The 24,419-nt window shown below is 71.3% G+C and carries 28 protein-coding genes; 20 read left to right on the forward strand and 8 right to left on the reverse strand.

The window, feature by feature from the left end; translation table 11 throughout:
- The first annotated feature begins 1 nt into the window (after position 1).
- Positions 2 to 751: a TetR/AcrR family transcriptional regulator gene (locus tag HNR73_RS06685; protein WP_184786424.1), complete on the forward strand. Its 750-nt coding sequence runs from the start codon at positions 2 to 4 to the stop codon at positions 749 to 751.
- Here HNR73_RS06685 and HNR73_RS06690 read toward each other — a convergent pair.
- Complete coding sequence (locus HNR73_RS06690) at positions 732 to 2,783, reverse strand: MDR family MFS transporter (protein ID WP_184786425.1); 2,052 nt, start codon at positions 2,781 to 2,783, stop codon at positions 732 to 734. The two genes, HNR73_RS06685 and HNR73_RS06690, sit on opposite strands and share 20 nt — an antisense overlap.
- Before the next feature lie 123 nt (positions 2,784 to 2,906).
- On the opposite strand from HNR73_RS06690, the gene HNR73_RS06695 reads away from it, so the two are divergent.
- The 13 genes from HNR73_RS06695 (at position 2,907) to pspM (ending at position 14,330) form a co-directional block, all read left to right on the forward strand.
- Complete coding sequence (locus tag HNR73_RS06695) at positions 2,907 to 3,452, forward strand: GNAT family N-acetyltransferase (RefSeq protein WP_203685896.1); 546 nt, start codon at positions 2,907 to 2,909, stop codon at positions 3,450 to 3,452.
- Positions 3,453 to 3,509: 57 nt separating this feature from the next.
- Positions 3,510 to 4,133 carry an EF-hand domain-containing protein gene (locus tag HNR73_RS06700; protein WP_184786426.1) on the forward strand — a complete coding sequence of 208 codons (624 nt, stop codon included), beginning with the start codon at positions 3,510 to 3,512 and terminating at the stop codon, positions 4,131 to 4,133.
- A 4-nt stretch (positions 4,134 to 4,137) separates the two neighbouring features.
- Positions 4,138 to 4,527, forward strand: a complete 390-nt coding sequence (locus tag HNR73_RS06705) for a DUF2784 domain-containing protein (RefSeq protein WP_184786427.1) — start codon at positions 4,138 to 4,140, stop codon at positions 4,525 to 4,527.
- 9 nt (positions 4,528 to 4,536) lie between these two features.
- Positions 4,537 to 5,265, forward strand: a complete 729-nt coding sequence (locus HNR73_RS06710; protein ID WP_184786428.1) for a maleylpyruvate isomerase family mycothiol-dependent enzyme — start codon at positions 4,537 to 4,539, stop codon at positions 5,263 to 5,265.
- A 60-nt stretch (positions 5,266 to 5,325) separates the two neighbouring features.
- Positions 5,326 to 5,874 (forward strand): hypothetical protein, encoded by a 549-nt coding sequence (locus tag HNR73_RS06715; RefSeq protein WP_184786429.1) that lies wholly within the window; start codon positions 5,326 to 5,328, stop codon positions 5,872 to 5,874.
- Between the two features lie 64 nt (positions 5,875 to 5,938).
- The gene (locus HNR73_RS06720; RefSeq protein ID WP_184786430.1) at positions 5,939 to 8,407 is read left to right on the forward strand and encodes a DNA translocase FtsK; all 2,469 of its coding nucleotides are present in this window, start codon (positions 5,939 to 5,941) and stop codon (positions 8,405 to 8,407) included.
- A 565-nt stretch (positions 8,408 to 8,972) separates the two neighbouring features.
- Positions 8,973 to 9,476 carry a GNAT family N-acetyltransferase gene (locus HNR73_RS06725; protein WP_184786431.1) on the forward strand — a complete coding sequence of 168 codons (504 nt, stop codon included), beginning with the start codon at positions 8,973 to 8,975 and terminating at the stop codon, positions 9,474 to 9,476.
- Between the two features lie 37 nt (positions 9,477 to 9,513).
- Positions 9,514 to 10,965: a 30S ribosomal protein S12 methylthiotransferase RimO gene (gene rimO / locus HNR73_RS06730; RefSeq protein WP_184786432.1), complete on the forward strand. Its 1,452-nt coding sequence runs from the start codon at positions 9,514 to 9,516 to the stop codon at positions 10,963 to 10,965.
- On the forward strand, positions 10,958 to 11,566 hold the full coding sequence (pgsA, locus tag HNR73_RS06735) for a CDP-diacylglycerol--glycerol-3-phosphate 3-phosphatidyltransferase (protein ID WP_184786433.1): 609 nt from the start codon (positions 10,958 to 10,960) through the stop codon (positions 11,564 to 11,566). Before rimO ends, pgsA begins: the two co-directional genes overlap by 8 nt.
- Entirely contained in the window at positions 11,563 to 12,051 is a 489-nt protein-coding gene (locus HNR73_RS06740) for a CinA family protein (RefSeq protein WP_184786434.1), read from the forward strand. Before pgsA ends, HNR73_RS06740 begins: the two co-directional genes overlap by 4 nt.
- A 66-nt stretch (positions 12,052 to 12,117) precedes the next feature.
- The gene (locus HNR73_RS40625; RefSeq protein ID WP_184786435.1) at positions 12,118 to 12,513 is read left to right on the forward strand and encodes a helix-turn-helix domain-containing protein; all 396 of its coding nucleotides are present in this window, start codon (positions 12,118 to 12,120) and stop codon (positions 12,511 to 12,513) included.
- A gap of 111 nt (positions 12,514 to 12,624) precedes the next feature.
- On the forward strand, positions 12,625 to 13,473 hold the full coding sequence (locus HNR73_RS06750) for a PspA/IM30 family protein (protein ID WP_184786436.1): 849 nt from the start codon (positions 12,625 to 12,627) through the stop codon (positions 13,471 to 13,473).
- Positions 13,474 to 13,514: 41 nt separating this feature from the next.
- The gene (pspM, locus tag HNR73_RS06755; RefSeq protein WP_184786437.1) at positions 13,515 to 14,330 is read left to right on the forward strand and encodes a phage shock envelope stress response protein PspM; all 816 of its coding nucleotides are present in this window, start codon (positions 13,515 to 13,517) and stop codon (positions 14,328 to 14,330) included.
- Here pspM and HNR73_RS06760 read toward each other — a convergent pair.
- Positions 14,327 to 15,142, reverse strand: a complete 816-nt coding sequence (locus tag HNR73_RS06760) for an SAM hydrolase/SAM-dependent halogenase family protein (RefSeq protein ID WP_184786438.1) — start codon at positions 15,140 to 15,142, stop codon at positions 14,327 to 14,329. The two genes, pspM and HNR73_RS06760, sit on opposite strands and share 4 nt — an antisense overlap.
- Positions 15,143 to 15,188: 46 nt before the next feature.
- Between HNR73_RS06760 and HNR73_RS06765 the strand changes: the two genes are divergently transcribed.
- Together HNR73_RS06765 and HNR73_RS06770 are read left to right on the forward strand one after the other, a co-directional pair.
- On the forward strand, positions 15,189 to 16,133 hold the full coding sequence (locus tag HNR73_RS06765) for an aminoglycoside phosphotransferase family protein (protein WP_184786439.1): 945 nt from the start codon (positions 15,189 to 15,191) through the stop codon (positions 16,131 to 16,133).
- A 144-nt stretch (positions 16,134 to 16,277) separates the two neighbouring features.
- Complete coding sequence (locus HNR73_RS06770; protein WP_184786440.1) at positions 16,278 to 16,502, forward strand: hypothetical protein; 225 nt, start codon at positions 16,278 to 16,280, stop codon at positions 16,500 to 16,502.
- A 46-nt stretch (positions 16,503 to 16,548) separates the two neighbouring features.
- On the opposite strand, the gene HNR73_RS06775 is transcribed toward HNR73_RS06770, so the two are convergent.
- Together HNR73_RS06775 and HNR73_RS06780 are read right to left on the reverse strand one after the other, a co-directional pair.
- On the reverse strand, positions 16,549 to 17,190 hold the full coding sequence (locus tag HNR73_RS06775) for a response regulator (RefSeq protein ID WP_184786441.1): 642 nt from the start codon (positions 17,188 to 17,190) through the stop codon (positions 16,549 to 16,551).
- Positions 17,183 to 18,316, reverse strand: a complete 1,134-nt coding sequence (locus HNR73_RS06780; RefSeq protein WP_184786442.1) for a GAF domain-containing sensor histidine kinase — start codon at positions 18,314 to 18,316, stop codon at positions 17,183 to 17,185. Before HNR73_RS06780 ends, HNR73_RS06775 begins: the two co-directional genes overlap by 8 nt.
- Before the next feature lie 123 nt (positions 18,317 to 18,439).
- On the opposite strand from HNR73_RS06780, the gene HNR73_RS06785 reads away from it, so the two are divergent.
- Both HNR73_RS06785 and HNR73_RS06790 read left to right on the forward strand, forming a co-directional pair.
- Positions 18,440 to 19,135, forward strand: a complete 696-nt coding sequence (locus HNR73_RS06785; protein WP_184786443.1) for an SDR family NAD(P)-dependent oxidoreductase — start codon at positions 18,440 to 18,442, stop codon at positions 19,133 to 19,135.
- Positions 19,132 to 20,145 carry an S-adenosylmethionine:tRNA ribosyltransferase-isomerase gene (locus HNR73_RS06790; protein ID WP_184786444.1) on the forward strand — a complete coding sequence of 338 codons (1,014 nt, stop codon included), beginning with the start codon at positions 19,132 to 19,134 and terminating at the stop codon, positions 20,143 to 20,145. Before HNR73_RS06785 ends, HNR73_RS06790 begins: the two co-directional genes overlap by 4 nt.
- Positions 20,146 to 20,189: 44 nt before the next feature.
- On the opposite strand, the gene HNR73_RS06795 is transcribed toward HNR73_RS06790, so the two are convergent.
- Entirely contained in the window at positions 20,190 to 20,711 is a 522-nt protein-coding gene (locus tag HNR73_RS06795; RefSeq protein WP_184786445.1) for a Clp protease N-terminal domain-containing protein, read from the reverse strand.
- The gene (locus HNR73_RS06800) at positions 20,711 to 20,923 is read right to left on the reverse strand and encodes an Lrp/AsnC family transcriptional regulator (RefSeq protein ID WP_184786446.1); all 213 of its coding nucleotides are present in this window, start codon (positions 20,921 to 20,923) and stop codon (positions 20,711 to 20,713) included. Before HNR73_RS06800 ends, HNR73_RS06795 begins: the two co-directional genes overlap by 1 nt.
- Before the next feature lie 105 nt (positions 20,924 to 21,028).
- On the opposite strand from HNR73_RS06800, the gene HNR73_RS06805 reads away from it, so the two are divergent.
- A complete protein-coding gene (locus HNR73_RS06805) occupies positions 21,029 to 21,946 on the forward strand; it encodes a DinB family protein (protein WP_184786447.1) in 918 nt (305 codons plus the stop codon).
- 124 nt (positions 21,947 to 22,070) lie between these two features.
- Complete coding sequence (locus HNR73_RS06810; protein ID WP_184786448.1) at positions 22,071 to 23,426, forward strand: dihydrolipoyl dehydrogenase family protein; 1,356 nt, start codon at positions 22,071 to 22,073, stop codon at positions 23,424 to 23,426.
- A gap of 9 nt (positions 23,427 to 23,435) precedes the next feature.
- Here HNR73_RS06810 and HNR73_RS06815 read toward each other — a convergent pair whose 3' ends face one another.
- Positions 23,436 to 23,897 carry a hypothetical protein gene (locus tag HNR73_RS06815; protein ID WP_184786449.1) on the reverse strand — a complete coding sequence of 154 codons (462 nt, stop codon included), beginning with the start codon at positions 23,895 to 23,897 and terminating at the stop codon, positions 23,436 to 23,438.
- Between the two features lie 75 nt (positions 23,898 to 23,972).
- Complete coding sequence (locus HNR73_RS06820) at positions 23,973 to 24,419, reverse strand: MarR family winged helix-turn-helix transcriptional regulator (protein ID WP_184786450.1); 447 nt, start codon at positions 24,417 to 24,419, stop codon at positions 23,973 to 23,975.

The following is a 24,419-nucleotide window of genomic DNA, read 5'->3' on the forward strand; positions in this document are numbered from 1 at the left end:
GATGAAGAGCGATGAGAGCCCCAAGGCGACCTCCGTACGAACCTTCGAACTGATGTGGGGAGTGCGGGAGCAGTCCAGCCGGGGGCCGAAACAGGGCCTGACGATCGAGGCGATCGTGCGCACGGCGATCGAACTCGCCGACGCCGAAGGACTGACCGCGCTGTCCATGCGCAAGGTCGCCGAGCGGCTCGGCGTCGGTGCCATGACGCTCTACACCTATGTCCCCGGCAAGGACGAACTGATCGCCCTGATGATCGACGCGGTCATGAGCGAGCGCCCGGACCGCCGCGACGCCGAAGGGGACTGGCGGGCCAGACTCGAACTCGTCGCGCGCGACGGCTGGGACCTCTGCCACCGCCACATGTGGCTGGTCGACGTCGGATCCGAGCGCAACCTCGTCGGGCCGGGCCAGATGGACGCCTACGAATCGGAGCTGTCGGCGATCGCCGGCATCGGGCTGACCCCTACCGAGATGGTCTCGGTGATCAGCCTCGTGACCGGATTCGTCGGCGGAGCCGTCCGCGGTGCCGTGCAGGTCATCCAGGAGGAGCGCCGCACCGGCCTCACCCGCGACCAGTGGTGGGAGCAGATCGCGCCGGTCTTCGACAAGTACATCGCCTACGAGCGCTACCCGACGGTGATGAGCACCGGCGAGGCCGAATCGCACGCCGACGGGCCGAAGGAGGCCTTCGAGTTCGGCCTGGCGCGCGTCCTCGACGGCATCGAGGTGCTCATCCGCTCCCGGCGGTAGGCGGACTGGTCTCGGCCGTGGAGAACCTCTCCTCGTCCTCGTTGAGCAACCGCACGGCGAGCTTCCGGGTGGCCTCGGTGAAGCGGGCCTGCTCCCGCACGTCGACGCTGTTCCAGTCGGCAAGGCGCCGGTGGATCCAGTCCTGCCAGGAGTTGACCAGCAGATCCATCTCGCCCCGGCCCACCGTGGTCAGCGTCAGGCTGTCGCCGTCGACGCGGACGTAGCCCTCGGCGGCGGCCACCGCGAAGGCCGGGGCCAGCACCTGCGGCGGTAGATGGTGCGCGGCGCCGATCTCCGACATCCGCGCGCCGCCCTGCCAGCGCGAACGGATGTGGACCTGCGCGAGCAGCCAGGCCTGTCCTTTGTCGAGCTCGCTGCCGGAGTCGGCGAGGATCTGTTCGGCGATGGTCCCGCGGTCCTTGCTGATGGCCTGCGAGACCGCCCGCGCGAGATGCTCGTTCTCGTCGCGGGTGTCGGGCGCGGCGAAGCCCTCGCCCATGTCGGTGGCGCCGGCACGGGCGCTGTCGCGCAGCGGGACCTCCTTGAGGAACCAGGCCACGACGAAACCGACGATCGCGACCGGCACGACCCAGAAGAAGACGTAGTCGATGGTGTCGGCGTAGGCCTTGACGATGTGCGCGATCTGTTCGTCGGGAAGGGCGTGCAGCGCCGCCGGACTGGCCACGACGGCCGGGTCGATGCCCGGCGACTGGGCGTAGGCCTCGGCGAGACTCGGGTTGAGCTTGTTGGTGAACAGGGTCCCGAAGATGGCGGTGCCGAAGGCGCTGCCGAGCGTTCTGAAGAAGGTCACGCCGGAGGTCGCCGCGCCCATCTCGTGGTACGGCACGGTGTTCTGCACGGCGATGGTCAGCACCTGCATCGCCAGGCCGATCCCGAGACCGAGGATCAGCATGTACAGCGACTCCTGCCACACCGTGGCGTCGGCGCCCATCGTCGACATGAGATAGAGACCGACGGCCATCACGGCCGTGCCGACGATGGGGAAGAACTTGTACCGGCCGGTGCGGCTGACCACGATGCCCGACAGCATCGACGTCGCCAGCAGCCCGACCACCATCGGCAGCGTCCGGATGCCCGAGGCGGTCGCGGTGACGCCGTCGACGTACTGGAGATAGGTGGGCAGGTAGGTCATCGCGCCCAGCATCGCGAAGCCGACGATGAAGCTGAGGATCGAACTGACCGTGAACACCGGGTTGCGGAACAGGTGCATGGGCAGGATCGGCGCGACGGCGCGCCGCTCGACGAAGACGAAGGCCGTCAGCATCACCACGGCGGCCGCGAAGAGCCCGAAGATGACCGGCGAGCCCCACTCGTACTCGTCCCCGCCCCATTCGAGGCCGAGGATCAGCGCCGAGGATCCGCCGGCGACCAGGAGCAGGCCCAGGTAGTCGATGACCGGCTTCTCGGCGTTCTTGACCACCGGAATCGTCTTGGCGGCCATCGCGATCATCACGATCGCGATGGGAACGTTGATGTAGAAGCACCAGTGCCACGACAGGTGGTCGGTGAACAGGCCGCCGACGGTCGGGCCGATGACCGTGGTCACGCCGAAGACCGCGCCCATGGCGCCCTGGTACTTGCCGCGTTCGCGCAAGGGGATCACGTCGGCGATGAGCGCCATCGCCGTGACCATGAGGCCGCCGGCGCCGACGCCCTGGATCGCGCGGCCGATGATGAGGATCGTCATGTCCCAGGCCAGCCCGGACAGGGCCGAGCCGAGGATGAACACGACCGCGCTGATCTGGAAGACGACCTTGCGGCCGAACATGTCGCCGAACTTGCCGACGACGGCCGTGGAGATGGTCTCGGCCAGCAGGTAGGCGGTGACGAGCCAGGCCATCTGACCGGGATCGCCGAGGTCGGCGACGATGGTCGGCAGAGCCGTGGCGACGATCGTCTGGTCAAGGGCCGCCATCAGCATGCCCAGGATGATCGTGACGAAGATGACGTTGATCCGGCCGCGGGTCAGCACCGGCGGTGCCTGCGGTTGCGCGGCGGTGGCCGTCGTCATCTCGTCCCCCGAACTCGACAGGCTGCGACAACGGGACGTTAACACTCGAATGCGGACAGTGACCTCCGTTGTGGAGGATCCGGTGTCGATGCACAGTGGACGGTCGCCGGGTAGCGTCGCCGCGTGACCACCACCTGGCCGGAGACGGGCGCCGCCGGACACGCCCACACCGAACGGCTCTGCCTGCGCGCGCCGGAGACCACCGACGCCCGGGCCCACCACGAACTCCACAGCGACCCCGCGACCAACGCGCACAACCCGGCGGGACCATCGGCCGACCCCGCGGCCAACGCCGCCGAACTGGACCTCTGGCGCGCGAGCTGGACCGTCGACGGACTCGGCTACTGGATGGTCCGCGAGAACTGCGAAGGCGAGGTGATCGGCGTCGGGGGAGTGCGCCGGGCCTTCCTCGACGACCCGGTCCTCAACCTCTACTACCGGTTCCGGCCGACGTCGTGGGGCCGCGGCTACGCCGTCGAACTGGCCCTCGCCGCCATCGAGGCCGCCCGCGCCCTCATCCCCGGGACACCCGTCGTCGCGCTGATCCGGCCCGGCAACCACGCCTCCCGCAAGGTCGCCGAGCGCGCCGGGCTCGTCTTCGACCGGCTCGTCGACCGCCACGACGCCCCCAGCGAGGTGTACGTCCTCCCGCCCGGCGTTTCGCCGTGAAGCGGACCTCCCAGACCCCTAGGCTTGCAGGTTCGGCCAAGCCTGGAGGACCTCACCGTGGAGCACTCGCTCTTCCTCGACCGCAAGCTCACCCGCCGCTTCGAGACCTATGACACCGACGGCGACGGCTACATCGAACGCACCGACTTCGCCCTCGCCGGGGCGGCGATGGGCGCGGCCTTCGGGCACGCCGCCGACTCCCCGCCGCGCGTCCGCCTCATGGAACTGCTGCTCGACCTGTGGGACTACCTCGTCACCGTGACCGACGCCGACGCCGACGGGCAGATCAGCCTCACCGAGTACCGCGACGCCTTCGCCGCAGGCCTCCTGGAGACCCCGGCGAGCTTCGACGAGGGCTACATCCCCTTCCTCGACGCGATCATGGACATCGCCGACGTCGACGGCGACGGCCGCCTCGTCCGCGACGAGCACATCCGCTGGACCGGCACCCTCATGGGCCTCCCCGAACCCATCGCCGGGGGCGTCTTCGACCGCCTCGACACCGACGGAGACGGTTACGTGACCCGCGAGGAGCTCATGGAGGCGATCCGCGCGTTCTACTTCGACGAGGCGCCCGGCTCGACCGGGGAGTGGCTGCTCGGTCCGCTGGGAGCCAGAGACCACCGAACCGTCCCGCACCCGAACCGTTACCCCGAACCCCGGCCCGGCGCGGCACCATGACCACATGGGCTACCGGATCGCGGGACAGGCCGTCATGGTCGTGCACTTCGCCGTGCTCATCTACCTCGCCGTCGGCGGCTTCCTCGCCTGGCGATGGCCGAAGGCATGGTTCGCGCACCTGGCCATGGCGTGCTGGGGCCTGCTCGCCATCGCGTTCCCCGTCGTGTGCCCGCTGACCCACCTGGAGAACGAGTTCCGCGCGAAGGCCGGAGAGGCGGGCCTCAACCCGGGCGGCTTCATCGACACCTACATCGAGAACGTCGTCTACCCCGAGGACAGCACGGTCCTCGTCCGCTGGCTGGTCGTCGCCGTCGTCGCCGTGTCATGGGCCGGAACGCTCCACCTCGTGCTGCGCCGCCGCCGAGCACGCGAACATGTCACAGCCCCCTCCTAGGCTGCCCGCATGCAGTCTTCCGCGCACCTGGCAGCCCTCGCCGTCGACTACGCGCTCCTGCGCTCGCACGCCGAATCCGGCCCCGACCGGCGCGTCCCGACCTGCCCCGACTGGACCCTCGACGAGCTGCTCCGCCACGTCGCCGTCGTCTACCTGCACAAGGTCACCGCGATGCGCGCCGGAGCCATGCCGACCGAATGGCCGCCCCCGCTCGGCCACGAGGAGACCCCGGCCCTCCTCGACCGCGCCTTCGGTGAACTCCGCGCCGAGTTCGACGCGCGAGACCCCGCCGACGAGACCCACACCTGGTACGACCCGGACCAGACCGTCGGCTTCTGGATCCGCCGCATGGCCCTCGAAACCGCCGTCCACCGCGCCGACGCCGAACTCGCCACCGGCGTCCCCGTCACGTCCGTCGGCGCCGAACTCGCCGCCGACGGCGTCGACGAGGTCCTCGACATCATGCTGGCCTGGGGCTCGGTGAAGTACCGCGAGTTCCGCGACGAGGACCTGCCCACCATCGAACTGCGCGCAGGCGGCCGCTCCTGGTTCGTGCGGCCCACCACCAAAGGCGTCGTCATCGACGCCGAAGGAGAGGCCGCGACCATCATCCAGGCCGAGCCCTCCGACCTCCTCTACTGGCTGTGGCGACGGGCGGGCGACGACGTCCTCACCGTCACCGGCGACCCGAACGGCGTGGCGACACTCCGGGAGCTGATGAAGACCGCCACCGAGTGATCGCGGCCGAGTGCGTCGGCCCACTACGATGCGCTCCAAGGTCGCGACGGGAGAAAAGCCGTGAAACTCAGCCTCGGATCGACGACGGCCGCCAAGGCCGTCGTCGTCATCTTCACTCTCTTCGCGATGTGCTGCACCGCCACGCCGCTCATCGCGCTCACGGCCCAGAACACCGGCACGGGAGGCGAACTCACGGTGGCCGTCATCGCCGTCGGCGCCGTCTACCTCCTCGTCGTCGCCGGGCTCATCTGGCTCGCCCTCTCCGTCCTGCGCGGCGGAGTACGCCTCGACGGCACGGTCGTGACCATGCAACGAGCCTTCACCAGCACCAGCGTCGACCTCGCGACCGTCCCCACCGTGTGGTTCGACGAGCACCAGGTGCGCAGGGAAGGCCGCACCGGCGCCGTCCTGCCACTGCTGTGCACACGCCGACCCGACGGGAAACTCTTCCGCTTCGCGCTCGCGACCCAGCGCAGCAGGCTCCCACCCGACGAACTCGCCGCCCTCGCCGCCGCCATCGAGCGCGGCCACCGGACCGGCGCCGAGGCGCAGCAGGCCACCGCCGTCGCCGAACAGCTGCGGACCTGGTCCTACCGCCTGCCGGGATGAACGGCGCGGGACCGCGGCCGCCAGCTTGAAGCACACGCGTGTCATTCATCGGTACGGTAAGGGCATGGCCGGCCGGAGCAGCACGACGCGGAAGAAGACCGCGACCAAGCGGACCGCGCCCGCACGCCGCCGCACGGGAACCACCGCGGCACGGCGTCGGCCCGCGAAGTCCGCCGCGAAGAAACCCAGGGCACAGATCCCCGGGCCCTTCGAGGTGCTCGTGAAAGGCCTCGGGGCGCTCCTGACGGGCATCGCCCGCTCCTTCGGCTGGGCCGCCCGGTCCATCGGCAAAGGCGCCGCCAGCGCCCGCGACCTCGACCACGCCCACCGCCGCGACGGCGTCGGGCTCCTGCTGCTCGGGCTCGCGCTCGTCTTCGCCGTCGGCGTCTGGTTCGACACCGCCGGGATCGTCGGCGAGGCCATGAGCCTCGCCGTCCGCTGGCTCGTCGGGGGCGCCGCGCTGGCGCTGCCCGTCGTGTTCGCCGTCCTCGCCGTGCGCGTCTTCCGGCACTCCATCGACGAGGAGGCCAAAGGACGGGCCGTCGTCGGCTGGACCGCGCTGTGGCTGTGCACCGTCGGCCTGCTCCACCTCGCCGGCGGGAAACCCACCACACTCGACGGTCAGCTGCACGCCGGGGGAGCCGTCGGCCGCGTCGTCGGCGGACTGCTCGACAAGGCCCTGTCGGCCTACGTCGCCGTGCCCCTGCTGATCCTGATCGGACTGTTCGGGATCCTCGTGGTCACCGCCACCCCGGTCAACCAGATCCCCGACCGTCTGCGCGCCCTCCTCGCCCTCGCCACCGGACGCGCCCCCGCGCCGCCCGCCGAGGAGACCGAGACCGAAGACGACGAACCCAAGCCGAGGCTGCGCCGCTCCTCCCGCAAACGCCAGCACACCATGACCAAGGTCGAGCCCGTCGACCTCAACGCCGCCGCCGAGGACGACACGCCCAACGACCCCGACCCGATACTCCCGGTCGCGCCCGCCGACAAGGTCCCCGACACCAGGCGCCCGCCCGACCACGGCACCCCGCCCAAGAAGGCCGTCCAGCCTCCCCTGCCCGAAGGCGACTACCGGCTTCCGCCCCTCGACATCCTCAAGAAAGGCGCGGCCCCGAAGTCGCGGAGCAAGGCCAACGACGTCGTCATCTCCGCCCTCCAAGAGGTCTTCGAGCAGTTCAACGTCGACGCCGCCGTCACCGGCTTCACCCGCGGCCCGACCGTCACCCGCTACGAGGTCGAACTCGGCCCCGGAGTGAAGGTCGAGCGCATCACCCAGCTCTCGCGCAACATCGCCTACGCCGTCAAGAGCCCCGACGTGCGCATCATCAGCCCCATCCCGGGCAAGAGCGCCGTCGGCGTCGAGATCCCCAACGTGGACCGCGAGGACGTCGCCCTCGGCGACGTACTGCGCAGCGCCACCGCCCGCAACGACACGCACCCGATGGTCGTCGCGCTCGGCAAGGACATCGAGGGCGGCTACGTCCTGGCCAACCTCGCCAAAATGCCGCACCTGCTCATCGCCGGCGCCACCGGCTCGGGAAAGTCGAGCTGCATCAACTCGCTCCTCGGCTCGATCCTCGCCCGCGCCACCCCCGACGAGGTGCGCCTGCTGCTCATCGACCCCAAGCGGGTCGAACTGACCTCCTACGAGGGCATCCCGCACCTGGTCACACCCATCGTCACGCAGCCGAAGAAAGCCTCCGACGCCCTCCAGTGGGTCGTCAAGGAGATGGACATGCGCTACGACGACCTGTCGGCCAACGGCGTACGCCACATCGACGACTTCAACCGCAAGGTCCGCAACGGCCAGATCAAGCCGCCCCCGGGCAGCGAACGCGTCTACCGCCCCTACCCGTACCTGCTGGTCATCGTCGACGAGCTCGCCGACCTGATGATGGTCGCCCCCCGCGACGTCGAGGACGCCGTCGTCCGCATCACCCAGCTCGCCCGCGCCGCCGGCATCCACCTGGTCCTCGCCACCCAGCGTCCCTCCGTCGACGTCGTCACCGGCCTCATCAAGGCGAACGTGCCGTCCCGGCTGGCGTTCTCCACGTCCTCGCTCGCCGACTCGCGAGTCATCCTCGACCAGCCGGGCGCCGAGAAGCTCATCGGACGCGGCGACGGACTGTTCCTGCCCATGGGGGCCAGCAAGACACAGCGGATCCAGGGCTCCTGGGTCGGCGACGCCGAGATCGCCAGCCTGGTCGAGTTCGCCAAGAAGCAGCGCGAACCGGAGTTCCGCGAGGACGTCGCAGCCGCCACCGAGGGACCGAGGAAGGACATCGACCCCGACATCGGCGACGACATGGACCTCCTGCTCCAAGCCACCGAGCTGGTCGTCAACAGCCAGTTCGGGTCCACCTCGATGCTCCAGCGCAAGCTGCGGGTCGGTTTCGCCAAGGCCGGGCGACTGATGGACCTCATGGAGACGCACGGCGTGGTCGGCCCCTCGGAGGGCTCCAAGGCCCGCGACGTGCTCATCAAACCCGAAGAACTCGAAGGGACACTCATCACGATCCGCGGCGGATGAGGCTGTGTTGGTTTGGGCGGCGCGAACGAAACCGCCTGCCGGGCATGGGATCGGGTGCGGCCCGCCGCCGGTGCCGGGTTCCCGGCCGGGGTGGGTGAGCGAAGCGAGGCTCGCCCTTGACGGGCCGCTGCGGCCGGGTCCCCGGCCTGCGTGGGCGAGCGAAGCGAGGCTCACGCTCGCGGGTCCGGCGTCTTGGGTTCCCGGTGTTGGTGGGTGAGCTTTTAAGGGCCTGTGCTTGTTTGGGCGGCGCGAACGAAACCGCCTGAGAGGTAGGGGATCGGGCTCGGCCCGCCGCCGGTGCCGGGTCCCCGGCCTGGGCGGGCGAGCGAAGCGAGGCTCGGCCTTGGTGACACTGCTGCGGCCGGGGTTCCCTGGCCTGGTGGGTGAGGTTTTAAGGGCCTGTGCTGGTTTGGGCGGCGCGAACGAAGCCGTCTTGCGGGTATGGGATCGGGCTCGGCCTGCCGCCGGTGTCGGGTTCCCGGCATGGGTGGGCGAACCATGCGCGCGGCTTGAGTTCGGCGGGTGGGCGAGCCCGGTGGCCCCCGGCCGGCCTTATGATCCTGCCGTGAACGACACCCCGATCGAGATCACCACCGAGCGCCTCACCCTGCGCCCCTTCACCGTCGCGAGCGCCCAGGCCATGGTCGACGGCGTCGCCGGCGACCGGGACTGGGCCGAGGGCTACCCGCCCGCCGACGACGTCGACGTGGCCCGCATGTACCTGGGACACCCCGCCACCGACGACCACGCCCGCCGCTTCGGTCCCTGGGAGATCACCTGGACCGCCACCGGGCAGACCATCGGCGGCATCGGCCTGTTCGGCCCGCCCGACGACGACGGGTGCACCGAGGTCGGTTACGGCGTCGTCCCCGTCTTCCAGGGCAAGGGCGTGGCCACCGAAGCCCTCAACGGGCTCCTCGCCGCCACCGCCGGGGTGGCCGGGTTCACCACCGTGATCGCCAGCACCGACCACGGCAACCACGCCAGCCGGAAAGTGCTCGACAAGGCCGGTTTCGGGTACACCCACGCAGACGAGGAGAAGAGGTATTACACACGTCCCCTCGGCTGATCGTTCCCGCGCCGGGACCGACGGCTAGGCTCGTGGGGTGTCTGTACCAGCAACTCGCCGTGTCGCGCTACTGACCCTTGGGTGTGCGCGCAACGAGGTCGACTCCGAAGAACTCGCCGCACGCCTGGCCGCCGACGGGTGGGAACTCACCGACGACGGTGACACGGCCGACGTCGTGATGGTCAACACCTGCGGCTTCGTCGAACAGGCCAAACAGGACTCCGTGGACACCCTCCTCGCCGCCGCCGACACCGGCGCGAAGGTCGTCGCCGCCGGCTGCATGGCCGAGCGCTACGGCAACCAGCTCGCCGACAGCCTCCCCGAGGCCGACGCCGTGCTGAGCTTCGACGACTACCCCGACATCGCCGCGCGCCTCAACGCCATCCTCAACGGCGAGAACCCCGCGGCCCACACCCCCAAGGACCGCCGGACGCTCCTGCCGCTGGCCCCGGTCGCGCGACAGGCCGTCGCCGCCGTCGTCCCCGGACACGGCGACCGCTCCGAGGAGGGCACCCCCGCCCACCTCAAAGTGCTCCGCAAACGCCTGGCCGACGGCCCCGTCGCGCACGTGAAGATCGCCAGCGGCTGCGACCGCCGGTGCACCTTCTGCGCGATCCCGTCCTTCCGCGGCGCCTTCGTCTCCCGGCATCCCGACGAGATCCTGGCCGAGGCGGCCTGGCTCGCCGGGGAGGGCGTACGCGAGATCAGCCTCGTCAGTGAGAACACGACCTCCTACGGCAAGGACCTCGGCGAGACCGGACTGCTCGACAAACTCGTTCGCGATCTCGCGCTCGTCGACGGCATCGACCGCGTCCGCGCCTCCTACCTCCAGCCCGCCGAACTCCGGCCGAGCCTGGTGAAGATCATCGCGACCACGCCCGGCGTGGCCCCCTACTTCGACCTGTCCTTCCAGCACGCCAGCGAGACCGTGCTGCGCCGCATGCGCCGCTTCGGCTCCGTGGAGTCCTTCCTCCAGCTCTGCGCGCAGATCCGCGAGTACGCCCCCGACGCCGGCATCCGCACCAACGTCATCGTCGGTTTCCCCGGCGAGACCGAGGAGGAGTTCGGCGAACTCGTCGAGTTCCTCAACAACGCCCGCCTCGACGCCGTCGGCGTCTTCGGCTACAGCGACGAGGACGGCACCGAGGCCGCCGGCCTGCCCGGGAAGCTCGACGAGGACACCATCGCCGAGCGCTACGAGATCATCAGCACCCTCGTCGACGAGGTCTCGGCCCAGCGGGCCGCCGACCGCGTCGGCGACACCGTGTACGTCCTGGTCGACACCGTCGAAGACGACGACGAGGCCGAGGACGGTCTCCTCGTCGAGGGCCGAGCCGCCCACCAGGCGCCCGAGGTCGACGGCACCACCACCTTGACCGGCGACACCGGTGACCTGCGCCCCGGCGACCTGGTCGCCGCGACCGTCGTCGACAGCGTCGGCGTCGATCTGATCGCCAAGGTCGACGCGCCCCCGGCCCGGCATGGGTGACCGGGAAGGAGGCGCGGTGCACGCCGCGCCACTGGTGAACCCCGCCAACGCGATCACCGCGCTCCGCCTGCTGCTCGTCCCCGTCTTCGTCGCCTTCGGCGCCATCTCCGACTTCACCCACGACGGCTGGCGCATGGCCGCCTGCCTCGTCTTCCTCGTCGCGTCGATCACCGACTGGCTCGACGGCTACCTCGCCCGCGCCAACGCCTGGGTCACCTCCTTCGGGAAGATCGCCGACCCCATCGCCGACAAGGCCCTCACCGGCTCGGCCCTGGTGCTGCTCTCGGTCTACGACCGCGTCCCGTGGTGGGTGACATTGGTCATCCTCGTGCGGGAAGTCGGCATCACCCTGATGCGTTTCTGGGTTATCCGTTACGGCGTCATCGCGGCCAGCCGCGGTGGCAAGGTGAAGACGGTTCTGCAGATCGCGGCGATCGCCTGGTACCTGTGGCCGTGGCCCGAGCCGCTCGCGGCCGTCGGACCCTGGCTCATGGCCGCCGCGTTCCTCGCCACCGTCGCCACCGGAGCCGACTACGTCGTCAGGGTCATCGCGCTTCGCCGCAAAGGCAGGCGCACCGAGGAAGGGAACGCCCGAGCGTGAGCACCACCGCCGTCGTCGAGACGCTGCTGGCGCGCGCCCAGACCGTGGCCGCCGCCGAGTCCCTCACCGGCGGACTGGTCGCCTCCGCGTTCGTGACCACCCCCGGAGCCAGCAAGGTCTTCCGCGGCGGCGTCGTCGCCTACGACGCCGACATCAAGATCCGCGTCGTCGGCGTCCCCGCCGAGACCATCGAGGAGCACGGCGTCGTCTCGCCCGAGACGGCCGCCGCGCTCGCCTCCGGCGTCCGCTCCCTGCTCGGGACCGACTGGGGCGTCGGCACCACCGGCGTCGCCGGACCGGAACCGCACGGCGGGCACGAGCCCGGTACGGTTTGTCTCGCGGTGGCCGGACCCGGTGACCGGATGCGCACCGAGACACTCGTGTTCACCGGCTCCCGGGAAGACGTCCGCCGCCACGCCGTCGACGCGGCGTTGCGGCTGCTCATCGGAGAGCTCGCGGCGACGGGAGGCAAGGGTGCGTGCTGAACGCGTGAACGCGCGGTACCGTGGCGGTCAACCCCGGCTTCGGGGTAACAGTGAAGGGGGCAGGCGATGGTGCTGCTGCGTCGGATAATCGGCGAGGCGCTGCGGAAACGCCGGCGCGCCCAGCAGCGCACGCTGCGGGACGTGTCCACGGCCGCGAACGTCAGCCTCGGCTACCTCTCCGAGATCGAGCGGGGCCACAAAGAGGCCTCCAGCGAACTGCTCGCCTCGATCTGCGAAGCCCTCGACACGCGCCTGTCCGACGTGCTCGGCGAGGTCAGCCGCACCGTCGCAGGCGTGGAGGACTCCCAGCGCCTTGAGAAGATGCGCGAGGCCCGCCGCGCCCGCGTGGCCACGGCGCCGCGCGTCGACGCCACCGTGACGGCGCTGCGCGTGCGTCCCCTCACCCACCCGCCGCAGCGTCGCGTCAGGCACACCGTGCCCGAGGCCCGCGTCGCCGCGTGACAGCAGTGGCATCACCGGCGCATCGAAATGACGCCGGGGCGATGTTGTAGGTGTGGCGAGCGCCTGACAACATAGACGTAGACGTGTTGGGTAGCCAGAGAGGACCGCGAGATGGCGAATCCGTTCGCTAAGGGCTGGAAGTACCTGATGGCGCTGTTCGGTGCGAAGATCGACCAGTACGCCGATCCGAAGGTGCAGATCCAGCAGGCGATCGAGGAATCGCAGCGTCAGCACCAGGCACTCGTGCAGCAGGCCGCCGCGGTCATCGGCAACCAGCGCCAGCTGGAGATGAAGCTCTCCCGCACGATGTCCGACGTGGAGAAGCTGCAGGCTTCGGCCCGTCAGGCGCTCGTCCTCGCCGACAAGACCCGCGCCGACGGCGACGAGGCCAAGGCCACCGAGTACGAGAACGCCGCGCAGGCCTTCGCCGCGCAGCTGGTCTCGGCCGAGCAGTCGATGGAGGACCTCAAGGCCCTCCACGACCAGGCCATCGGTGCCGCCCAGCAGGCCCGCAAGGCCGTCGAGAACAACGCGATGATGCTCCAGCAGAAGCTCGCCGAGCGCACCAAGCTCATGAGCCAGCTCGAACAGGCCAAGATGCAGGAGACCATCGCCAACTCCCTGGAATCGATGAGCGCGCTGGCCGCGCCCAAGAACGTTCCTTCGCTCGACGAGGTCCGCGACAAGATCGAGCAGCGCTACGCCTCGGCCATGGGCCGGGCGGAGCTGGCGCAGAACTCCGTCGAGGGCCGCATGCTGGAAGTGCAGAAATCCTCGCTCGACATGGCCGGTTCGGCGCGTCTGGAGCAGATCCGCGCGAGCCTCTCCGGCGACAAGCTGGCCCCCGCGGTCGGCAGCGGCGAAGGCGAGCAGGCCCCCGCCGGGAACTCCGCGACGGTTTCCCGCCTGGACGAGATCCGCGCGAGCCTCAACAAGGACAAGGACGCCGCATCGGGCTGACGGCCCGCGCCCACCCCTGACGAGAAGGTGCCCCGATGGTCATGGACCGGTCGTTTCGACGGCAGGCGTTCGGTGGAATGGGCAAGCCCTACAAGAAGCTGCGGCGCCGTTTCCGGGCGGCGCGGCGCTGGACGGTCCTGTCCGGACTGTTCGGCGGCGCCACCGCCATCCTGGTTCCCTACGCCGGCCTGGGCGGCCTGGACGCCATCTGGGCCGCGCTGACGGGCGCGTCGATCGGCATGGCCGCGCTGCGCTGGTTCGACTACAAGGCCCTGTCGCGTTCGCTGCCCGATGAGGCGGCCCGCCTCACCCAGCACGGTCACTACACCCTGGCCGGGGAGCTGAGCAACGTCGCCGACGCCGCGGCCGGGGTGCTGCATCGCAAGAGGACGCAGTCCCAGTTCCGTGGTTCGGCGGCCGGTGGCCCTTACGAGCGCCTGGAGGCGGCGAGCCGCGCGTACGGCGAGATCATCTCCCGCCTCGACGGTCCCGCGCGTGAGGCCGTCGACGACGTCAGCGACGTCGAGGAGCAGCTGCGCGGTCTCTGCCACCAGGTCCGTGGGCTGGAGCGCTCGCTCGCCGTGGCACCCCGTGAACAGCGCGCGGCTCTCGCCGAAGGTCACCGGCAGCTTGCCGGGCGGCTCGAATCGGGGGTCCGGGCCTACGAGTCCATGGTGGCCGGTGCGGCCCAGATCATGGCCGAGAACGGGACCCTCCCCGGTGCCGTTCACGGCGAGGACATGGTCGTGCGGCGTCTCACCGACGCCGCCGACCGGCTCAAGGGCTTCGCGGCCGGGCTCGGCGAGATGCGCGACCTGCACCGCGGCATGAACCCCCCGACCCCGCCCGGGGTCTAGTCCTCCCGCGACCGCACCTGCACCAGGTCGCCCGCGGCGAGGCCGAGGGCCTCGGCGGCGCTCCCGCCGTTGATCGCGAGTGCCGCGCACTCGGCCGAGTCCACCAGCACGATCAGGCCGCCCGGCTCGGCCGAGGCGAAGACGTCGGCGCGCAGCGCGGGCCGGCCGTCGACGTCGAGGGCCTCGCCGAGCGCGTCCAGTGTCTCCGGCCCGGCGGCGAGCTGGACGTTCCCGAAGCGGTCGACGGAGGTGACCTCGGCCTCGAAACCGTCCTCGCCGACGCGCAGGACCGGTTCGGGCAGTTCGCACAGGCGGTGGACGTCCAGCGGGTCGCCCAGCGACGTGAGCGGTACCCCGGTGGCCACGTGCGCGGCGGCCGGAGCGAACACGTCGCGGCCGTGGAAGGTCCGCGAGACCGGATGGCGGTGGTAGCGGTCGTTGGTCAGCGCCACGGCCTGCGTGACCCCGCCGAGTTCGGCGGCCGCCCACACCAGAAGCCCGTTGTCCGGCCCGATGAGGACTCCGCGAGGCGTGGCCAAAGCGAGCGGGTGGCGCACGGTCCCGACGCCGGGATCGACGACGGCCACGTGGATCGAGCCTTCCGGCAGGTGGGGGAGGGTCTGGGCCAGGACGTGGGCGCCGCGGCGGACGTCGCCGGGCGGGACCAGGTGCGTGACGTCCACGATCCGGGCGGCGGGCGCGGTGTCCAGGATCGCTCCGTGGCAGGCGGCGACGAAGCCGTCGGCGAGCCCGTAATCGGTGGTGAGGCTGACGACCGGTCCGATGGGGACGCGCGCGAGGTTCGAGGTCACGCCCTCCACGGTCGCACAGGCGGGCGCGGCTGGATATGTTGATCCGATGGGTGATCACGGCGTGTCGGTTCCCGAGAGTCTCCGCGAGAACGTCCTGCGCTTCTTCGGCGCCGCCGACTGGCTCGCCGCTCTTCCCGCGAAGGTCATGGAGCTTCGCGCGCACTGGGGGCTCGACCCCGACGGGCCGGCGATGGGCGGTGGCACCCACTCCTACGCCGAGCCGGTCGTGCGACGCGCCGACGGCTCCCGCGCGGTCTTGAAGGTGACTCTCGCCGACGAGGAGAACGCGCCCGAGCCCACGGCTCTGCACTGCTATGCGGGCGACGGGGCGGTGCGCCTCCACGCGTTCGACACGGAGCGGGCGGCGCTGCTGATCGAGCGGGCCGAACCGGGGAACGCCCTGGTCGACGAGACCGACAGGCTCGGCGCCGCCGAAGTCGCCGCGGGTGTCCTGCGTCGTCTGTGGCGCGTCCCGGGCGAGATCCCGCCGGGGTTTCCCGCGTTGCCCGAGGTGTCGGCGCTGGTCGCCCGGTGGCGGCGGACCTTCCCGGAACGGCTGGCGCGGCCGGGTGGTGACGTGCTGGGGGAGAGGCCGGTGTTCCTGGCCGTGGAGCTGCTGGACGCCTTCGCCGTCCCCGATGGGCCGGTGGGGCTGGTCAACCGCGACGCCCATCTGGGCAACTTCCTGGCGGCGCGGCGGGAACCGTGGCTGCTGATCGATCCGAAGCCCCTGCTGGGAGAGCGGGCCTTCGACGCCGGTTTCCTGATCGCCCAGCAGGTCGCCGAACGTCCCGACACCGCCTATGCCTGGGAGGTCGTGACCCGTGTCGCCGACGGCCTCGGCGTGGGTCGCGGCAGGGCGTGCGGCTGGGCGTTCGTACGAGCGGTCGACACGGTGTTGTGGATGTCGGTGAGCGGTGCCGGCGACAGCGACTTCGCCAAGGAGTTCCTCGCCGCCGCGGAGGTGCTGGAGCCCCTCGCCGCGCCCTGATCGGGTGTTTGTCGTGCCGGGTTCGCCCGGCCGGGCCCTCGCGGCGCCGTTGAGGTCTACCGTGAGAGGCGGGTCGCGTCGCGGCCGCAGACGGCCGTGCCGGTCGGCCCGCCCCCATATCTCCCAGCCGAGGAGTGTTGCCGCATGATCGTGCGGAATGTTCTCGCGGTGATCGGAGGCGTGACGGTGGCCGCCGTGGTCGCCGCCGGCGTCGCCGTGATCGCCATGAAGAAGATGGCCGACGCGATGCCGGAGGACATGCTGGAGGACACCGAGGTCGATCCCGATGAGATCGAGAGCGACCTGACGGGGTCCGCCGAGGCCAAGACCGGACTGCGAAAGACGCCCCTGTCCCCGACGACCGCCTGACCGCCGGGCCGGGATCGGCCTTCCACCGGTCCCGGCCCGCGAAGGCTCAGGCCAGGCCGTGCCGGACGGCGTACAGCGCCGCCTGGGTGCGGTCGGCGACTCCGAGCTTCGTGAGCACGTTCGAGACGTGCGTCTTCACCGTCTTCTCCGCCACCACCAGTTCCCTGGCGATCTCCCGGTTCGACCGTCCGGTGGCGATGAGGGCGAGCACCTGTCGTTCGCGCGGGGTCAGCGGCCCGGCGGAGGTTTCCGGGGCCGGTGCGGTGGTCATCGCGGCGAGGGCCTCCGGCGCGAACAGCGACTGTCCACTGTGTACCGAGCGGATCGCGGCGACGAGTGCGTCCGGGGCGACGTCCTTGTAGAGGAAACCCGCCGCGCCGGCGGCCATCGCGGGGGCGACGTCGCGGGGGTCGGTGACCGAGGTGAGCATGATCGCCCGGGTGCGCTCTGCGGCGTCGCGCAGTTCGGCGAGGACGCCGTGGCCGTCGAGGACCGGCATCTTGCGGTCGAGGAGGAGGACGTCGGGTTCGAGGGCGTGCACCAGGTCGACGGCTTCGCGGCCGTCGGCGGCCTCACCGACCACGGTGATGTCGTCGTGGAGTTCGAGGAAGGTGCGCAGGCCCTGTCGCACGACCGGGTGGTCGTCGGCGATGACGACGCGGATCGTCGCGGGCGCGGTGTCAGTCACTGGGCACCACCAGTGTGACCGTGGTGCCCTCGTCGGGTCCGGTGCGCAGCCGTAGTTTCCCGCCCAGTTCGGCGGCGCGGACGTTCATCGACTGGAGACCGAGGCCGCGGTTGGCGGCGGCTCGGGTGTCGAAGCCGCGTCCGTCGTCGGCGACGACGAGGGTGAAGGCGCCGTCGCCGCAGGACATGCTCAGCCGGACCCGGTCGGCGCCCGAGTGGCGGATCGCGTTGTGCAGCGCCTCCTGGGCGATGCGGAAGACGACGGTCTCGGCGGCGGCCGGGAGGCAGGACGCGTCCGGGCCCGCCTCGCAGGTGACCTCGGACGGATGCAGCCGGTCGAGGAGGCGGACCTGTTTGACGAGGGTGCGGACGAGGCCGTCGGCGGCGAGGTCGGGTGGTGTCAGTTCCACGATGACCGAGCGCAGTTCGTCGAGGGCCTCCCCGGCGAGGCGTTCGACCTGCGCGATCTGCTCGACCGCGCGTTCGGGTGAGGTGGGCACGAGTGTGCCCGCGGCCTTGGCCGTCAGCCGCAGTGAGAACAGCTTCTGGGCGACCGCGTCGTGCAGGTCGCGGGCGAGCCGCCCGCGTTCGGCCATCACCGACAGTTCCTGGCCGCGCTCGTAGAGGCGGGCGTTGATGATCGCGATCGCGGCGTGCCCGGCGAACAGCTCCAGCAGCCGCTCGTCCTCGTCGGTGAAACCGCCGGGCGTCTCCTTGTTGGCCAGGAAGATGATGCCCAGCACGGCATCGCCGTCGCGGATGGGGACGCCGAGGAAGTCGGCCATCACCGGATGCGCCCGCGGCCACCAGCCGAAGCGGGGATCGGCCCGGATGTCGTCGAGGCGCACGGCCTTCTCCTCGCGCAGCAGGACGCCGAGCATCCCGTGTTGCCGGGGGAGTTTCCCGATCCGGTCCCACTCCTCGTCGCTGATGCCGTCGGCGACGAACTCGGCGAAGGCGCCGTCCTCGTCGGGGATGCCCAGGGCGCCGTAGCGCGCGCCGAGCAGCTCGCGCGCCGAGCGCACGATGACCTGGAGGACCTCGTGCGCCGACAGGTGCCGCGTCACGGCGAGAACGGCGGCGCTGACCGCCCGCAGTATCGCGTCCTTGCCCTGAGGTTCGCCCACGTGATCAGCTTAGGCACGAGCCGGGCTCACCGCCTGCGCTGATGGTCCTAGGTCCAAAGACCTAGGCGTGGTCCGGTCCGCGGCCCGAGGCGGGCGGGCCCTCGCGGCCATAGCGTCGAGGCCATGAACACGACGACGAAGACCGCATTGATCACCGGCGCCTCCCGCGGCCTCGGGCGCGCCATCGCCGCCTCCCTCGCCGAGCGGGGCTGGCGGCTCATCCTCACCGCCCGGGGCGAGGGCCCGCTGGAGACCGTCGCCACCGAACTCGGCGCCCGGGCGCTGGCCGGAGACGTCGCCGACCCGGAGCACCGTGCCGCCCTCGCCGACCTCGCCGCCGAGGCGGGCGGCCTCGACCTGCTGGTCAACAACGCCTCGGGCCTCGGCGCGACGCCCTTGCCCAAACTCGCCGACTATCCACTGGGGACGCTGCGGGAACTGTTCGACACCAACGTGCTTGCCCCCTTGGCGCTGGCACAGGCGACGTTGCCCGGACTACGCCGACGGCACGGCGCGATCCTGAACATCACCTCCGACGCCGCCGTCGAAGGCTACGAGGGCTGGGGAGGCTACGGCGCGACGAAGGCCGCCCTGGAACAGCTCTCGAACGTCCTCGCCGCCGAGGAACCCGACGTCGCCGTCTGGTGGGTCGACCCCGGTGAGATGCGCACGGTGATGCTGGCCGACGCGATCGGCGTGGAGTCGCAGGAGGCGCCCGAGCCCGACGGCGTCGGGGAAACCCTCGCCGACCTGGTGTTCCACCGGCCCGCGAGCGGACGCCACCGCGCCGCCGAGCTCGTCGCGGGAGGTGCGGCATGACCGTCACCCTCGACCAGTTCACCGAGCTCCCGCCGGACCTGGAGGCGCACGAGCCGCCCGAGGCGCGCGGTCTGACCCGCGACGGCGTGCGCATGCTGGTGACCGACAAGGCGAGCGGCGGCGTCGCGCACCACCGCTTCACCGATCTCCCCGACCTGCTCAAGCCGGGCGACCTGCTGGTCGTCAACACCTCCGGTACCCTTCCGGCGGCCGTCCACACCGAGCGCATCGCCGTGCACTTCAGCGGCCGCCTCGACGGCGGCGACTGGCTCGTCGAGCTGCGCGAGCTGACCCGGCGTGCGACCGTTCCCTACGCCGGGGGCCTCGCGGGGGAGTGGATCCCGCTGCCCGGCGGCGCGACTCTGCGGCTCATCGACCGGCACACGCCCCGCCTGTGGCGGGCGCGGCTCGACCGCGACGTCGTCGCCTACCTGCGTGGGCACGGTCGCCCGATCCGGTACTCCTATGTGGACCGCGAGTGGCCGCTCTCGGCCTACCAGACCGTGTTCGGCGTCGACCCCGGCAGCGCCGAGATGCCCAGCGCCGGACGTCCCTTCTCCGACGCGCTGGTGACGCGGCTCGTCGCGAAAGGCGTCGCCTTCGCCCCGGTCACCCTGCACACGGGTGTGGCCAGTACCGAGAAGGACGAACCGCCCTACGCCGAGTGGTTCAACGTCCCGGCCAGCACCGCCCGCCGTGTCGAGGACACCAGGCGCTCCGGCGGACGCGTCATCGCCGTCGGCACGACCGGTGTCCGCGCACTGGAGAGCGCCGCGGACCCGGACGGCCGCGCCCGGGCGGCGTCGGGCTTCACCGAGCACATCGTGACGCCCGAGGGCGGGGTCCGGCTCGTCGACGGGTTGCTCACCGGACTGCACGAACCGAAGTCCACCCACCTGTGGATGCTCCGCGCGATCGCCGGTGAAGACCTCCTCGCCCGCTCCTACGCCGCGGCCGTCGAAGGCCGCTACCTCTGGCACGAGTTCGGCGACGTGCACCTGATCGCCTGACCACGGCCAACGGCGGGCCCGGGCGCATCCGGGCCCGCCGTTCGTCACACCGGGCGGGCCAGCACGTCGGCGTAGCGAACGCCCAGGCCCTCGAACACCCCGGCGGCCAGCGCCCGGTTGCGCAGCAGCCCCAGCAGGAGGTCGCGCTCGCCAAGGGTGCGCTCACTCCGGGAGACGACCTCGCGAAGCGCGAGGGTCAGGACCCGTTTGGCGGCCTTGGAGAACGGCCGGTGGCGGCGGGCGGGTTTGCGCGGCGGGAGCAGCCGGCCGGGGTCGAGGCCGGACTCGAAGCTCGTGACCACCGCGTCGACGTCGATCCCGAGTTCCCGCAGCGCGGCGGTGTCGGCGTCGCTGAGGCCTCCGCGCCGGTTGGCGGCGGTGAAGGCGGCCTTGAGTCGGTCGAGGGTGACTTCGCCGCCGCAGAGGCGCGAAGCGGTGCCGTCGGGGTCGCGGAAGAGCGCGTAGGCGAGGTGCTCCTCGTCGACGAGCGCGTCTCCGGCGGTCTGGGACTCCTCGACGGCGGCTGTGACGACCCGGCGGGCCGGTTCGGTGAATCTTTCGAACATCAGCGCTCCTTTCCGTGCTTCTTGTGGACGGCCTGGCGGGAAACCCCCAGCTCGTCGGCGATCTGCTGCCAGGGCCAGCCTTTCGCGCGGGCGTTGCGGACCTGGGCGGACTCCAGGTGTTCGAGCAGCCTGCGCAGGGCCGCGACCGCCCGCAGCCCGACCCGGGGGTCGGTGTGGCCGGCGTCGGTGGCGAGGTCGGTGGCTTCGCTCATGCTGTCAACTTACATTGACAACAGCGATCGCGTCAACTTGGATTGACATCGAGGTTCCGCAAACACGATCAGGCGCCGCACCGGGCGAGACGCGAGGATCGAGTCATGAAGGCCACCGATCCCGACCGGCTCGCCGCCCTGCTCGACGCGGTGAGCGGCTGCCTGGACGACCCGCGACTCAGCGGCGGCGACCTGGCCCGGCGCGCGCACCTCAGCCGGTTCCACTTCGACCGGCTCGCCGCCGCCGCCCTCGGCGAGCCGCCGGGCGCCTTCCGGCGCCGGCTTCTCCTGGAGCGTGCCGCCTACAGCCTCGCCACCACCGACCGCCCGGTGACCACGATCGCCTTCGACGCGGGCTACGGCTCGCTCGAAGCCTTCAGCCGCGCGTTCTACCGGGCATTCGGCGGGCCGCCGAGCAGGCACCGGCTCCGCCGGGACACGCGCTTTCGGATCGCCTGCGACAGCGGCATCCACTTCCATCCGCCGGGCGGCATCCGTCTGCCCGCCACCGAAGGAGACCCCATGACCGTCCTGAACGACATGATCGAGCACCACGTCTGGACCGTCGGCGAGCTGCTCGCGAAGGCGCAGCCCCTGACACCGAAGGTCCTCGACGAGACCTTCCCGTACAACGTGGACTACGGCAGCGACGAGACCTCGATCCGTGAGCTGCTCGCGCAGCTGGTCTTCTCCTGCGAGCGGTGGACCGCCGCGATGGAGGGCGGCGCCGCGCCCGACGAGACCGAGAACTCGGTGTCGGCGCTGCGGGAGCGTTACGCCGCGGCGGGGGCCCGGTGGAGCCGGTCGGTGACCTCGGCCCTGGCCGACGGCCGCTCCGGTGAGACCTTCATCGACGCCCTCTGCGAGCCCCCGCGCACCTTCACCTACGGCGGAGCCGTCACGCATGTCCTGACCTACGGCGCACTGCACCGCAGCCTGGCGATCGGCGCGATGCGGGAGGCGGGCGTGAGCGAACTGCCCAGCTCGGACCCGATCCACTGGGCCGACCGGGACAAGGACTAGCCGCTCGTCCGGGTACCGCGAGGCCGGGGACGAAAGCCCGGTGGTCTCGCGGTACCACCGTCTGCCGCCACCGCCCGGCGGGTAACGTGCCATGTGGACGCTGGCCGAATGCGGAGGGTGCGAGATGACCGAGGTTGACGCGATCGTCGTGGGAATGGGCGTCGGGGGCGAGGAGGTCGCCGGACGGCTCGCCGAGGCGGGGCTCGAAGTGCTCGGCATCGACGGTGGACTGGTCGGCGGCGAGTGTCCCTATTGGGGCTGCATCCCGAGCAAGATGATGATCCGCGCGGCGAACCTGATCGCCGACGCCCGCCGCCTCGAAGGCATCGGCGGCTTCGTGCAGGTCACGCCGGACTGGGCGCCGGTCGCCCGGCGCATCCGCACCGAGGCCACCGACGGCTGGGACGACAAGGTCGCCGTCGACCGCTTCACCGGCAAGGGCGGCACCTTCGTCCGCGGCCGCGCGCGACTCGCCGGACCGGGCAAGGTCGAGGTCGACGGCGAGGTCCACACCGCCCGCCGGGCGATCGTGCTCGGGACGGGCGGCGCGCCGACGATCCCGCCGATCGAGGGCCTGGCCGGAACCCCGTACTGGACCAACCGCGAGGCCATCGAGACCGAGTCGGCCCCGAGTTCCCTCATCGTCCTCGGCGGTGGCGCCATCGGTGTCGAGCTGGCGCAGGTCTTCGCGCGCTTCGGCACCAAGGTCTCGGTCGTCGAGGCCGCCGACCGGCTCCTGCCCGCTGAGGAGCCCGAGGCGTCCGAGGTCGTCCACGAGGCCCTCGGTGAAGACGACATCGCCATGGTCGTCGGCCGCAAGGCGGTCAAGGTCGCCCACGACGGCCAGGAGTTCACCGTGACCCTCGACGACGGCGCCACCGTGCGCGGCGAGCGCCTGCTCGTCGCCGTCGGCCGCCACGCCGAACTCGGCGATCTCGGGCTCGACACCGTCGGTCTCGACCCGAAGGGCAAGGCCGTCTCCGTCGACGGGCACATGCGGGCCGGCGAGAACCTGTGGGCCGTCGGTGACGTCACCGGGCACGGTCAGTTCACGCACGTCGCCATGTACCAGGCGGCCGTCGCGGTCCGCGCGATCCTCGACCAGCCCGGTCCGCCCGCCGACTACCGCGCCCTTCCGCGTGTCACCTTCACCGACCCGGAGGTCGGCGCGGTCGGTCTCACCGAGGCTCAGGCCCGCGAGGCAGGTCTCAACGTCCACGTCGGAACGACGCAGATCCCCACCTCGGCACGCGGCTGGATCTACGGCGACGGCAACGAGGGCGTCGTCAAACTCGTCGTCGACACCGACCGCGACATCCTCGTCGGCGCGACCGTCGCGGCCCCCGCGGGCGGCGAGACCATGGGCGCGCTGGCCGTCGCGGTCTACGGCGAGGTCCCGTTCTCCAGCCTGCGGCACATGATGTACGCCTACCCGACCTTCTACCGCGCCATCGAGGACGCGCTGAAGCACATGAAGTGACGGCGACCGCTAGCCCAGCACGCGCCTGACCAGTGCGGCGTGCAGGCGAGCGGCGTGGCGCAGCAGCCACGGCCCGGCGAACAGCATGATCGGGGCGGGTGCCACGTGGAGTGACACCGCCCCGATCCAGGTCGGGCCGCCCCACGTGCCCTCGGACAGGTCGGCGTTCCAGAAGAGCACCGGGTAGGCGACCCAGTAGAACCACAGCGTCGTCAGGTAGGCGAAGAACAGCCCGAGGCCGAGCGACAGCGGCAGGTTCACCACCGCGTACAGGGCGCCTCGCCGCCACCCGGGCCGGGGGAGCGGCTCGTCGTCGCGGACCCATCGCGAACGCGCGCGTTCCACACCCGCGCCGAGCCCGGCGAGCATCGGCAGGAGCAGCAGGGGCGCGAGCAGCCCGCCGGTGATGACGTAGGCCCAGCGCCGCCAGGTGACGGCGGTGAACGGCAGTCTCCAGAAACCGGGTTCCATGCCCGCGACGCTAGGGGCCCGGGCGGCCGGGCACGTCACTCCACAGTAGGCCGACACCCGCTACCGGGGTAGCGGTCAGACGTGGGTGAGCCCTTGCACCGACCGCACCAGCGGTTCGAGTTCGGGCACTCCGGAGGCCTCCTCCAGCGCGGTGGCGAGTGTCGCGTCGTGCGTCGGGCGGGCCTTGGTGAGCAGGTCGTGCCCGGGGCCGGTGACCTCGGTGTAGATGCCCCGGCGGTCGTCTTCGCACAGATAGCGCGACAGCAGTCCGCGCTTCTCCAGTCGTGTCACCAGACGCGTGGTCGCGCTCTGGCTGAGCACGACCGCCCGTGCCAGCTGCTGCATGCGCATGTGCCAGCCGTCCTGCTTGGCGAGCACGTCGAGGACCGTGTACTCGGTGACGCTCAGGTCGTGTGCGGCCTGGAGGGAGCGCTCCAGGGCGTCCTCGATGCGGGCGTGGAGCGCGGCGAGGGTTCGCCAGCCCTGAGCCCGGGCTTCGACGGCGTCGTCGGACAGAGGCAT

The organism is Phytomonospora endophytica, assembly GCF_014202425.1.
Classification (GTDB): Bacteria; Actinomycetota; Actinomycetes; order Mycobacteriales; family Micromonosporaceae; genus Phytomonospora; species Phytomonospora endophytica.

What these genes read in the sequence shown, in the direction of transcription:
- HNR73_RS06800 (WP_184786446.1), bottom strand. Translation starts at nt 20,923, where the DNA reads ATGAGCGAAGCCACCGACCTCGCCACCGACGCCGGCCACACCGACCCC.
- pgsA (WP_184786433.1), top strand. Translation starts at nt 10,958, where the DNA reads ATGGGTGACCGGGAAGGAGGCGCGGTGCACGCCGCGCCACTGGTGAAC.
- HNR73_RS06770 (WP_184786440.1), top strand. Translation starts at nt 16,278, where the DNA reads ATGATCGTGCGGAATGTTCTCGCGGTGATCGGAGGCGTGACGGTGGCC.
- HNR73_RS06790 (WP_184786444.1), top strand. Translation starts at nt 19,132, where the DNA reads ATGACCGTCACCCTCGACCAGTTCACCGAGCTCCCGCCGGACCTGGAG.
- HNR73_RS06820 (WP_184786450.1), bottom strand. Translation starts at nt 24,419, where the DNA reads ATGCCTCTGTCCGACGACGCCGTCGAAGCCCGGGCTCAGGGCTGGCGA.
- HNR73_RS06815 (WP_184786449.1), bottom strand. Translation starts at nt 23,897, where the DNA reads ATGGAACCCGGTTTCTGGAGACTGCCGTTCACCGCCGTCACCTGGCGG.
- HNR73_RS06795 (WP_184786445.1), bottom strand. Translation starts at nt 20,711, where the DNA reads ATGTTCGAAAGATTCACCGAACCGGCCCGCCGGGTCGTCACAGCCGCC.
- HNR73_RS06685 (WP_184786424.1), top strand. Translation starts at nt 2, where the DNA reads ATGAAGAGCGATGAGAGCCCCAAGGCGACCTCCGTACGAACCTTCGAA.
- HNR73_RS06705 (WP_184786427.1), top strand. Translation starts at nt 4,138, where the DNA reads ATGGGCTACCGGATCGCGGGACAGGCCGTCATGGTCGTGCACTTCGCC.
- HNR73_RS06810 (WP_184786448.1), top strand. Translation starts at nt 22,071, where the DNA reads ATGACCGAGGTTGACGCGATCGTCGTGGGAATGGGCGTCGGGGGCGAG.
- pspM (WP_184786437.1), top strand. Translation starts at nt 13,515, where the DNA reads ATGGACCGGTCGTTTCGACGGCAGGCGTTCGGTGGAATGGGCAAGCCC.
- HNR73_RS06765 (WP_184786439.1), top strand. Translation starts at nt 15,189, where the DNA reads ATGGGTGATCACGGCGTGTCGGTTCCCGAGAGTCTCCGCGAGAACGTC.
- HNR73_RS06720 (WP_184786430.1), top strand. Translation starts at nt 5,939, where the DNA reads ATGGCCGGCCGGAGCAGCACGACGCGGAAGAAGACCGCGACCAAGCGG.
- HNR73_RS06710 (WP_184786428.1), top strand. Translation starts at nt 4,537, where the DNA reads ATGCAGTCTTCCGCGCACCTGGCAGCCCTCGCCGTCGACTACGCGCTC.
- HNR73_RS06785 (WP_184786443.1), top strand. Translation starts at nt 18,440, where the DNA reads ATGAACACGACGACGAAGACCGCATTGATCACCGGCGCCTCCCGCGGC.
- HNR73_RS06690 (WP_184786425.1), bottom strand. Translation starts at nt 2,783, where the DNA reads ATGACGACGGCCACCGCCGCGCAACCGCAGGCACCGCCGGTGCTGACC.
- HNR73_RS06750 (WP_184786436.1), top strand. Translation starts at nt 12,625, where the DNA reads ATGGCGAATCCGTTCGCTAAGGGCTGGAAGTACCTGATGGCGCTGTTC.
- HNR73_RS06805 (WP_184786447.1), top strand. Translation starts at nt 21,029, where the DNA reads ATGAAGGCCACCGATCCCGACCGGCTCGCCGCCCTGCTCGACGCGGTG.
- HNR73_RS40625 (WP_184786435.1), top strand. Translation starts at nt 12,118, where the DNA reads ATGGTGCTGCTGCGTCGGATAATCGGCGAGGCGCTGCGGAAACGCCGG.